Origin of the sequence: Dapis purpurea BLCC-M126 (genome assembly GCF_050015975.1) — a bacterium.
GTDB lineage: Bacteria > Cyanobacteriota > Cyanobacteriia > Cyanobacteriales > Microcoleaceae > Trichodesmium.
Genome location: NZ_JBNHER010000043.1, coordinates 1 through 11371, shown reverse-complemented (window position 1 = coordinate 11371; position 11371 = coordinate 1). Strand labels below are relative to the sequence as shown.

Genomic DNA, 11371 nt, shown 5'->3' with positions numbered 1-11371 from the left:
CGACAGGACCGATTGGACCAGCAGGACCAGGAGCACCAGTTGGACCGACAGGACCAGTTGGACCAGCAGGACCAGGAGCACCAGTGGGACCGACAGGACCAGTTGGACCAGCAGGACCGGGTATTATTGGAATTGGAACTTCGACAAATTGATTAGGAATAATTTCAGGCCCATCAACTAACTCAAAGCCTGGTATAGTTGTTGGCTGTCCAGGTATGAGAGTGTTAATAGGTGAAGGAACGAATAAATTTTGATCTGGAAAAGGAACTTGAGTTGCAGATAAAAATTCATCAGAAAAAAAATCATCCATTTCTTTTCTCAAAAAAGTAATTTTTCCAAGATTATAAGTGAGAATTTCTCTTTTGAGAAGAAAAATTTTGTGATCTAGCTATCAAAATACTAGGTAAATCTCATGAGTTACAAAATGTTTAACTGGCCAAACACTTTCTCTCTCTAAACCTAAATTTTTTATGAACCAAAACCTTTAAATTATTTCAACTTAACTGAAATTAAATGAAATTAAAATAGATGCTATATCTAAAAACTCAAATACTAATTCTGGTCTAAAACCCGTTTTCTATAACAGTTTCCTGAATTACAAACCATTAGCTCTCATTCCAGACTATAATTACTCTTAGTCCCAATAGTTGACTTAATCTTCACATCAAACCCATCAAATATTCTTAACTTTTCTTTATATCAAAAAATACAAAATACAAAACTTAAAGATATGACAAAAAATAACGTTTCACCAAACATTTAATTAGCAAAAAAAATGAAAAATAATATTAGAGACGTTCATTTTTTTAGAAAGTTCCCTAATGAGAAAATAAAAATATTTAATTTAAAATTTTATTTGGAACTTGAAATCCTAAATTTATACTCAATTAAAATCACATACTCATCTTAAATAGGGAGATAATTTCCTAATTTGATTTTAAGACTCCTTAGTTTGGTAGTGTGACATGAAACCTTTAGCCTGGCCTCAGAAAAGCAATTATGTTGTGAAATGGCTTTGCTCCCAGTTCTAAGGTCTGATTTTCGTTAAGCAACAAGTCTTTGATTTAACGGGAGAGTGTCAAAAATTGCCAAGACCTGGTACATTAACCGAATATCAGTAAGCAAGATTCAAAGTAAATTTATGAAAGTCCTAGTAATTGGTGGCGATGGCTACTGTGGTTGGGCAACCGCTCTTTATCTTTCTAGTCAGGGTTATGAAGTAGGTATCCTAGATAGTATGGTTCGGCGACACTGGGATATGGAAATTCAAGTAGAAACCCTCACACCTATTGCCCCTATTCAAAAACGCATCCAACGTTGGAAAGAACTGACAGGCAAAAAAATTGATCTACATATAGGAGACATCACTAACTACGACTTCCTGAGTAAAACACTACGTCAGTTTGAACCAGAATCTATAGTCCACTTTGGTGAACAGCGTGCTGCTCCATTTTCTATGATTGACAGGGAACACGCTGTTATGACCCAGGTTAATAATGTTGTTGGTACTCTAAATATTCTCTATGCGATGAAAGAGGATTTTCCAGACTCCCACTTGGTTAAATTGGGAACTATGGGAGAATATGGTACTCCTAATATAGATATCGAAGAAGGTTACATTACTATTGAACATAATGGACGTAAGGATACTCTGCCTTATCCCAAACAACCAGGGTCTTTCTATCATTTAAGTAAAGTTCACGATAGCCACAATATTCACTTTGCCTGCAAAATATGGGGCCTCCGTGCTACAGACCTCAATCAAGGTGTTGTATATGGTGTTGCTCTAACTGGCCTTTTAGATGATGAAATTATCAAAGACGAACTTTTGATTAATCGCCTGGACTACGATGGAGTTTTTGGTACAGCTCTCAATAGATTTTGTATTCAAGCAGCAATTGACCACCCACTAACTGTTTATGGTTCAGGTGGACAAACTCGTGCATTCTTAGATATTAGAGATACTGTCCGTTGCATGGAACTAGCGATCGCTAACCCCGCCGAACCAGGTAAGTTCCGAGTATTTAACCAATTTACAGAAATGTTTAGTGTTCTAAACCTAGCAGAAATGGTAAAAACAGCGGGTAAAACTATGGGTTTAGATGTACAAATTAATCACTTGGATAACCCAAGAGTAGAATTAGAGCAGCATTATTTCAATGCTAAAAATACCAATCTATTAGACCTTGGTTTAAAACCTCATTATTTATCTGATTCTTTGTTAGATTCTTTGCTCAATTTTGCTATTAAATACAAAGAAAGAGTCGATAAAAATCAGATTTTACCTAAAGTATCTTGGCATAGACAAAAAACTAAGGAATCAGATTCTGCACAAAATACAATAGTATCCAAAACTAAGGAACAAAGTTCTGTAGCAAGTACAGTAGGATCTAAAACTGAATAAAAAATATATCCTTTTTAAGAGATTCATATTCAGTAGATGTAGTAATTTTGCTTGTGGTGGGAATCTGATGACGATTAATTTGATAATAGTTTAAACCTGAGTTTTATCTACACATTAAAGCAAGAGGTAATAGATTTATTTATTACCTTTTCTGCTACAAAGGCTAAAGATATAACATTACTCAACTATTATGAATTAATTTTTGCTGTGACTATAAAACCCACAGCATTTGATGAAATTTTAGCTAATGTTATTCTAACTATTTATTATTCTAAATAATAATGGAAAGAAACTTTGAAGCGATCGCCTGTTAGACTACAATGAGACCCAGATCATAACCCTATGGGAGAAAGAATGGAAGGACTAGCAATTCAATTAGGACGACTTATAACTACAGGGTAAAATTTTACGCAATTATAGCCTAGATTGGATTATAAAGATAGAAGATATTACAGAATTTGTACGACAGTAGGGCAGTAATAGAGAATCAAGTAAATAGATTAACTTAATTACACCGACAGAAAATTTTTATCCAGTAGATAATTCAGAGATAATACACAAACTAAGATTATTAATTACTGATATTATCAAGTTCGCTTAAATATCTGACTAATATTTTCCAACCTAATATACTTATGAGGATAGCCCTTTTTACCGAAACTTTTCTACCAAAAATAGATGGTATAGTTACCCGTCTGTGTCATACCGTTGAACATCTACAACGTGCAGGCGACCAAGTGCTAATATTTTCTCCAGCAGGAGGACTTACAGAATATAAAGGATCAAAAATTTGTGGCATTGACGGTTTTCCTTTACCACTATACCCAGAATTAAAATTAGCAATACCAACTCCCACCATTGGAGAAGAGCTAGAAAAATTTAAGCCAGATATAATTCATGTGGCAAACCCTGCAGTATTAGGTTTAGGTGGATTATTCTATGCAAAAAAAATGAATATTCCCCTTGTGGCGTCTTACCATACCCATTTGCCTCAGTACTTACATCATTATGGTTTAGGAATGCTCGAAGGCTTACTTTGGGAATTACTTAAATCAGGCCATAATCAAGCGGATCTAAATCTTTGTACCTCTACAGCAATGGTAGAAGAATTGAGAAATCATGGCATTGAACGAGTGGACTTATGGCAGCGAGGAGTAGATACAGAATTATTTCAGCCCTACCATGCAAGTCTAGAAATGCGCGATCGCCTAAGTCGAGGAAATCCAGATAGTACAATATTGCTATATGTTGGGCGTTTAGGTGCAGAAAAAGAAATTGAGCGTATTAAACCAATACTGGAGGCCATCCCTAATGCTTGTCTAGCCCTTGTAGGTGATGGCCCTAACAGACAAACCCTAGAACAACATTTTGCCGACACTCCTACTCATTTTGTGGGCTATTTGCGTGGTCAAGAATTAGCCTCTGCTTATGCTTCTGCCGATGCCTTTATTTTTCCTTCTCGTACCGAAACTTTAGGATTAGTACTTTTAGAAGCAATGGCCGCAGGCACCCCAGTAGTAGCTGCTAATTCAGGAGGCATTCCTGATATTGTTACAGATGGAATAAATGGTTATCTATTCGATCCGGCTGACGAACAAGGAGCCATTACGGCAACTCAGAACCTTTTAGCTCGCTCAGAAGAACGAGAAACCCTACGGAAAAATGCTAGAGCTGAAGCCGAACGGTGGGGATGGTCAGCAGCGACTCAACAGTTAAGAAATTATTATCAAAAAATTATCTCTGCCTATTCCATGCTATCAGCAGCTTAAAAATATGGCGTTGCATAAATGCGCTTGGGATTTTAATAGTTTTGTGTTTGGGAGCATCTTGCCCGTTCCTTATATTTTCGGGCGGGCAGGATGCCCACACGACTTATATTCATCCCGCCACTCAGCAATGCCAAAAATATCAAAAAAAAGGTTTAAACCCTTTTTTTTTGGTAAACTAACCTTGCTACTTTGGAAAATTTAAGTAAAGCAAAATAAACTAAAGTTGGAGCCATTTAACTTTAAGAAAAAGAAGTCCAAATGACATTCTCTAACGCTGCTGGCAGTATTCTTGCAACATTGACTCAAGTTAATAGTATGGGTCTACTGGCAACTCGCGTCAAGGATTTGCCAGTAGGAGAGTTTGTTTGTCTGCTGGACTTTATTACTGCAGAGTTTCATCAATATCTCCGGGCCATTGACTTAATTAATAATGAAGGTGTTGAAACTCTACTAGAACAACTATTAGATGCCTTTACAGTAAAAATTGGTCAAGTCCTGAAAGCAGATCAAACAAGTATTTTCTTGGTTAACCAAGAAAAAAAACAACTTTGGTACAAAACAATTGTCAAAGATACAGGTATATCTCAAGAGTACCACTTACCAATTAATGTAGGTATTTTAGGTCATGTGGCTACTACGGGAGAAGCACTCAACATTGCTGATGCTAAGATTCACCCTTTATTCAATGAAGAGGTAGACCAACCTCCAGGTTATGATACTCGTACTATCCTCTGTATGCCAATTTTTAGTACCACTAACTCTCAACGACCAGTAGCAGTGGTACGACTACTGAATAAAGCAAATGATGTCCCCTTCGATGGAGAAGATGAGCAATTATTCCGCTCTTTTGCTGACTCAATGGGGATTATTCTTGAAAGTTGTCAATCTTTTTATGTTGCAGCTCGGAATCAGCGAGGGGTATCAGCACTACTTAAAGCTACCACAACTTTAGGTCAAAGTCTAGACCTAGAAACAACTTTAGGAGCTGTTATGGATCAAGCTCGTAATCTGATGCAAGCAGACCGTAGCACATTGTTTTTACTTAGTAAAGAAACAAATGAACTTTGGACCAAGGTCGCAACAGCAGATAGAAAAAAAATGATGGAAATTAGAATACCAGCAAATCGTGGCATAGCTGGTTATGTTGCTTCTACTGGACAAACTCTGAATATTCCTGATGCTTATATAGATCCTCGTTTTGACCCTAGTACAGACCAAAAAACAGGTTATAAAACAAGAAATATTCTTTGTATGCCTGTTTACAATGCTAAAGGTGAATTAATTGGGGTAACTCAGTTAATTAATAAGAATCAGGGTAGTTTTACTGCTTCAGATGAACAATTTTTATTAGCTTTTAATGCTCAAGCAGGTATTGCTCTCCAAAATTCTCAATTGTTTGAAAATGTTTTAGTAGAAAAACAATATCAGAAAGATATCCTACAAAGTTTGTCTGATGTTGTAATTTCTACAGATATGCAAGGCAAAATTGTCACTATTAATGAAGCAGCTTTAGAAATGTTGGGTTGCCCTATTAAAGATGAAGTTAAAGGTAAAACAAGTGGGCAAATTTGGGAGGAAAAATTAGTTGGTAGATATTTATGGGAAGTTATACCAATTGAAAATTTGAAGTTCCGTTTAAAAGACAGTCTGAATAATGGTACTAGACAATATGTTCCAGAACAAAACTTACGAGTAGGGTCATTTATCGACAAAGATAAAGAAGAGGAAGAAAAACTAATCTATATCTTAGCAGTTCCAGACCAAAAAAATCCCAATATTTATTTTCCTTGGGGAGAAAACATATCAACAAATATTCAGGAAAATCAGATTCAAAATAATCATAAAAATCACAAAAATATTAGTAAATCAATAGATATATCAGAAATAGATCAAGTCTTTGAACGGAGTGTGAATTTAACAGTTAATCCCTTGACAAATCCTGAAGGTGGCGTGCGTGGTGGCTTAGTAGTGTTAGAAGATATTAGTAAAGAAAAACGCATGAAAAATGCTATGTATCGATACATGACACCAGGAGTAGCAGAACAAGTAATGGCTTTAGGTGAAGATGCTTTACTCGAAGGAGAGCGTAAAGAAGTAACTATTTTATTTTCTGATATTCGAGGTTATACAACTATTACAGAAGATCTAGAAGCTTCTGAAGTAGTTAAACTTTTGAATCAATATTTCGAGACAATGGTAGAGGCAGTATTTGACCATGAAGGAACTCTGGATAAATTTATTGGGGATGCTTTAATGGCAGTTTTTGGCGCACCATTATCTTTAGAAAATCATGCTTTGATGGCTGTGAAAACTGCTTTGGATATGCGTCACCGTCTGCGAGAATTTAATTTGTCTCGTCCTAATGAAACACAATTTAAAATTGGTATTGGTATTAGTTCGGGAGAAGTGGTTTCTGGTAATATTGGTTCCCAAAAAAGAATGGATTATACAGTAATTGGTGATGGTGTAAATTTGAGTTCCCGTTTAGAAGCAATTACTAAACAATATGGCTGTGATATTATTTTGAGTGAGTTTACTTATCAACTTTGTAGGGATCATATTGTGGTCAGAGAGTTAGATAAAGTTAAAGTTAAAGGTAAACAAAAAGCTGTGAGTATCTATGAATTGATTGGTGCAATTTCTCAACCTATTGACCTCGAAACAGAAGAGTTTTTAGAACTGTATATTAAAGCTAGACAAGCTTATACAGAAAAGAAATTTGCTGAGGCAATTAATTATTTTGAGACGGCGCAAAAAATTAGACCTGAAGATGAAGCAGTTGCTATACATATTGAGCGATCGCTTGACTATATAAAAACTCCACCACCCAATAATTGGGATGGCAGTTATACTATGACAACTAAATAATGGATAATTAATAATTAATAATGGATAATGGATAATTAATAATTAATAATTAATAATGAAAACTATAGTCATATCATGTCCGCTGGTATCGTTTGTGTAAAAGTTAGGGTAAATATCTACAGGAAATTTAAGTTTTTTCCAGCTTTTAAGCCTTCTTCCTTCTTACTTCTTCCTTCTTCCTTACCCTTACTTACAATACTGATGCTACCGGACTTGATATCATTTCACTTTAGATTGAGATAAGTATTTCTTGCTATAAAAGGATTAGCCGAAAAAGTGTTTAATTCTTAAATTAAATGAGTATATCTATAATTATCAAGATTTTTCCAACTGTTTCCTATTCCCTGCTATAGTAATCCCAAATAGCTTTTGATAAGTTTTATAATAGCCTATTTCAACTGAAAGCCTAGAAAATTATGACTCCTGACTCCTGACTCCTGACTCCTGACTCCTAACTACTACCAAAATATTACAACTCGAATAGGATTGCTATATAACTAATAACTGAATTACCTCAAATACAAAATATGAAACTAACAATATTGGCAATTATCATTATTTTATCCCAAGTTGGCTGGATAAACTCAGCAAAAGCAGCTAACCGAGCAGCTATCAGAAGACTATTAGAAACTAATGAATGTTCAGGATGTGATCTTAGTAGAGCCAACTTATCTAATGCTAACTTGATTGGAGCTGATTTAGCAGGAGCAAATCTCGAAGGAGCAAATTTGTCTGGCGCTAACCTGGCAGTGACTATTCTTACTGATGCTAATCTTTCTAATGCCAACCTTGATAGAGCAACAATGAATGATGCGGATCTTCGAGGTGCAGATTTAACAGATGCTTATTTAGGTAATGCCAATTTATCTAGGGCTTATCTGACAAAGGCAAATTTAGAAAATGCTAATCTATTTCAAGCAAATTTGATTGAATCTCTTGCTAGTGGAGCTAATTTATCTAATGCAAATTTACGTCAATCATATTGGTTTAGAGCTAACTTAGAAAATGCTGATTTGAGTGAATCCGATCTTTTCAATGCTAATATGCATCAAGCAAATTTGAAGGATGCAGATTTTTCTAATGCTAACCTGACGAAAGCTAAATTAATGGAAACAAATATTACTCTTGCTAATCTCAGTGGAGCTAATTTAGAAGGAGTTAACTTGCGTGGTACAAGTATAGGTCCAAGTGTATGTTTAATAACTAATTTTATAGAATGTGCCCCGCCAAAAGTAATTCCTGAAGTCCAATAAGACGTTGCATAAATGCGCTTGGGATTTTAATAGTTTTGTGTTTGGGGGCATCTTGCCCGTTCCTTAATTATATAGAATCCGGATGAAAAGTCGTCATTGCGACGATAGGAAGCAATATCGCAAACATAAGAGATTGCTTCCTTCCACTCCGTTCCAGTCGCAATGACTTGGCTATAGTAATATCATGTCCGGATAATTAAGTATAATAAAAATGTTTTCTTATCATAGTTGAAGAAATATCCCAAATTTCCACTCCTATCAAGTCTTCCCTCTTGAATTTCCACCTACCACCTAACACCTACTACCTACCACCTAAAAACTGTATTATCACTATTCAACCGGACATGATATAATTATCCAGATTCTATATTAGCCATAATAAATCATATTAAAAAAGTAGGAATGATTTACTTATCATTCCTACTATTGTTACCCTGATAATTTTTACTTTTTCTTTGAGGTATGCAGTCACTAACAAATATTTATGAACAGCTCCCTATTTAAAATAGTTTTTAAAAGTTACTAAAACTAGGATTATACAAGATTTTTTCAATCCTCTTTATAGCTTTTTCGATGGTAGTAGATGTTTGTTAATTATGGCAGATGCCAATGTCTAATTTAGAGTTAATGGGAAAATTCCTCATAACTATAAATATTAGGCAAAGAGAATGCGATCGCTGATTTTGTTCTACACTTCTTATTATCTCACTAATATTCGATATTATTAGTTAGAGATGGGCGATCGCTCACCCTATTACCAGATTTTTGCTTAGGAGCTTTTCTTGCGGCGGCTAGCAACTAAACCTGTAGCAACTACACCAAGACCGAATAATGTAGTTGGTTCAGGAACAGATACATCTAAATCTACACTTCCATTATATGTACCACCACCTAAGGATGAAGTGTCTGAAAACTGTAACGTGTTAGCATAGACGGAGAAGCCAGTCTCTCCGATATTTTCAACCACTGCGTATTCGTTTAATCCCAAATCAAACTGTATACTATCAGGACCATTCTCAAACCCTACAAATTCAGTACCTGCTAGGTAACTAACGATTGCTCCATTAGTAAAGTTAAAAACTAGATCGTTGGTGAGTGCGTATGTAAACTCGGAACCACTGGAGCTAACATATTCAAATTCTGCTACAGAAGCTGCTATACCTTGGACAGGGCTACCATCGAATGGAGGAGTAAAGTAGCCATTTTGGGTAGTAACAAAGTTAAGATCAAAAGGGTTAAATTCAATATTAAAGGTATCGCCAGCTCCTGGTTTTACTTCACTATACCAATCATCAGTACCATCACTAAAGGCAAGGCTACCTACAACAGCATTAGCAGCGCCAGTACCAGCGAATACAGTACCTACAGCGAAAGGAATAGCAGCGATAGAAGCAAAGATTTTGTTTTTCATTTTGAAGACTCCTGATGGTAATTAGTTATGTAGATTTTTATTTAGTAATTACGAGGTTAATACTTAGTTCATTTACCTGTTATTCTAGGTAGAAGCTTTAACTTCTTCTCCGTAGTTTTAGGGGTTTGTGAACCTTTCTTTGCCTGACATTTATACTCTAGCTAACTCCACTTCAGGATTGCAAGCCTTTTTCCGGAACTTTACCGAATCTTTAAAAAACTCTCCTGGAATTTCACTCAATTTAATGCTGTTTTACCAGAGATATTTCATCAAAATCTTGTAACTTTTATTACATCAAACCAAGTATTTACGATTAAGCCTGTTACTATCTAACACCTACTACATTGAGCATACTTACGCTATATGTATTAGAAATGAAGAAAAAAAGATTTATATAGATTTCCAACCACAATTCCACTGATCGTGCCGAAAAATCAAGTAATGTTACCCAGGCATTTATATCGAGTGGAAACAGAATTTATAGCTAATATGAACTTATTGCAAAGTATGTACAAAATCATTTACAAATAATGATTAATTTGGTATATGCACAAAATCAACTCCAGTGTCACAATATATATATAAGATAGAAATCCTTTTTGATTAACTAAGAAAAACTATCATGGCTAATACCAGTAATTTCCGTCAAGCAATGCGTGAAGCCCAAGGCCAATCCTTAGTTGGCCCTAATGTCATTGCCAATGCTTTACCATTTGTAGGGGGGGGCCTAGTTCTTACAGCAGTAGGTACTTTTGGTGGCCTAGGAGTATTGAGGTCTAACCCAGGTATATTTATGACTACATTCTGGATAGCCCTCATCACAGAATTAGTCCTATTTTTTGTTGCCCGTGGAATTGCGGAAAAAGGCAATAACAATGTAGCCCTACCTTTATTAGCTACTTATAGCTTGCTATCCGGATATACCCTGAGTGGTTTAGTATTTGTAGCTTTAAGTACCCAAGGAGTAGGTATTGGGGGAGTAGGTTTTGCTGCCCTGGGTTGCGGTGTAACCTTTATTGCAGCTCGTCAAATAGGCTCAAATTTGTCTGAAGAAGATGGCATGGCCTTAACAAAAACTGTCAGCCTCGGCATAATGGCCTTATTAGTTGCAGTTGTAGGCCAAGTTATTTTTAGCTTTTTTGGTATTTATACAGCAGGTTGGTTAGAAATAGCTATTTCTGGCATTGGTGTATTTTTATTTGCTGGTGCTGCAGTAGTAGATTTTTACATTTTACCCCGTACTTATCGGGATGATCAGTATATTCCCGCAGCTCTCTCGATGTATTTAACCTACATCAACCTATTTATCTTTATTCTGCGACTTATAATTGCAATTAGTGGTGGTGGTCGCGACTAGTACCACTACGCGGAAGTCAGAATTCTGAATTCTGAATTCAGAAGTTTTGATTGGTAAGGCTTTGAGTATTTTGTCACTGCTCAGTTATTTCCGTCATCTTGCACTAGATTATTTATCAAAGTGAGTAGTTGATGAAATAAATCTACTCTTCTGTAGGGGTTTGGTCACCAAATCCCTACTTTTGGTATTTTCCTTCCCTAGCCTTTCATTAATTGATAATTGATAATGGATAATTGATAATTACCTCTGGTTAAAACCGAGAGGATTGAAGATAAGGAAATATCCTAGCACTTTTCTCTTGGTCGATTG

The 11371-nt window shown here is 35.7% G+C and carries 7 protein-coding genes; 5 read left to right on the top strand and 2 right to left on the bottom strand.

What is annotated here, in order from left to right; all coding sequences use genetic code 11:
• Positions 1 to 310: hypothetical protein (locus ACP6PL_RS04565; protein WP_426543011.1), on the bottom strand; the 310-nt coding region annotated here is incomplete at its 3' end.
• Between the two features lie 831 nt (positions 311 to 1141).
• On the opposite strand from ACP6PL_RS04565, the gene ACP6PL_RS04560 reads away from it, so the two are divergent.
• From ACP6PL_RS04560 to ACP6PL_RS04545, 4 genes are all read left to right on the top strand, one after another.
• A complete protein-coding gene (locus tag ACP6PL_RS04560) occupies positions 1142 to 2404 on the top strand; it encodes an NAD-dependent epimerase/dehydratase family protein (RefSeq protein ID WP_426543009.1) in 1263 nt (420 codons plus the stop codon).
• A 635-nt stretch (positions 2405 to 3039) separates the two neighbouring features.
• Positions 3040 to 4173: a glycosyltransferase gene (locus tag ACP6PL_RS04555; protein ID WP_426543007.1), complete on the top strand. Its 1134-nt coding sequence runs from the start codon at positions 3040 to 3042 to the stop codon at positions 4171 to 4173.
• 258 nt (positions 4174 to 4431) lie between these two features.
• Positions 4432 to 7041, top strand: coding sequence for a GAF domain-containing protein (locus tag ACP6PL_RS04550; protein WP_426543005.1), 2610 nt, complete (start codon positions 4432 to 4434; stop codon positions 7039 to 7041).
• 527 nt (positions 7042 to 7568) lie between these two features.
• Positions 7569 to 8294, top strand: coding sequence for a pentapeptide repeat-containing protein (locus ACP6PL_RS04545; RefSeq protein ID WP_426543003.1), 726 nt, complete (start codon positions 7569 to 7571; stop codon positions 8292 to 8294).
• Between the two features lie 769 nt (positions 8295 to 9063).
• Here the strand turns inward: ACP6PL_RS04545 and ACP6PL_RS04540 are convergent.
• Positions 9064 to 9705: a PEP-CTERM sorting domain-containing protein gene (locus ACP6PL_RS04540; protein ID WP_426543001.1), complete on the bottom strand. Its 642-nt coding sequence runs from the start codon at positions 9703 to 9705 to the stop codon at positions 9064 to 9066.
• Positions 9706 to 10327: 622 nt separating this feature from the next.
• Between ACP6PL_RS04540 and ACP6PL_RS04535 the strand changes: the two genes are divergently transcribed.
• Positions 10328 to 11062 (top strand): Bax inhibitor-1/YccA family protein, encoded by a 735-nt coding sequence (locus tag ACP6PL_RS04535; protein ID WP_426542999.1) that lies wholly within the window; start codon positions 10328 to 10330, stop codon positions 11060 to 11062.
• Positions 11063 to 11371: the final 309 nt, after the last annotated feature.

Excerpts from the sequence above, each read along its gene's own strand:
- ACP6PL_RS04535 (WP_426542999.1), top strand. The coding sequence starts at position 10,328 with ATGGCTAATACCAGTAATTTCCGTCAAGCAATGCGTGAAGCCCAAGGC.
- ACP6PL_RS04540 (WP_426543001.1), bottom strand. The coding sequence starts at position 9,705 with ATGAAAAACAAAATCTTTGCTTCTATCGCTGCTATTCCTTTCGCTGTA.
- ACP6PL_RS04560 (WP_426543009.1), top strand. The coding sequence starts at position 1,142 with ATGAAAGTCCTAGTAATTGGTGGCGATGGCTACTGTGGTTGGGCAACC.
- ACP6PL_RS04545 (WP_426543003.1), top strand. The coding sequence starts at position 7,569 with ATGAAACTAACAATATTGGCAATTATCATTATTTTATCCCAAGTTGGC.
- ACP6PL_RS04550 (WP_426543005.1), top strand. The coding sequence starts at position 4,432 with ATGACATTCTCTAACGCTGCTGGCAGTATTCTTGCAACATTGACTCAA.
- ACP6PL_RS04555 (WP_426543007.1), top strand. The coding sequence starts at position 3,040 with ATGAGGATAGCCCTTTTTACCGAAACTTTTCTACCAAAAATAGATGGT.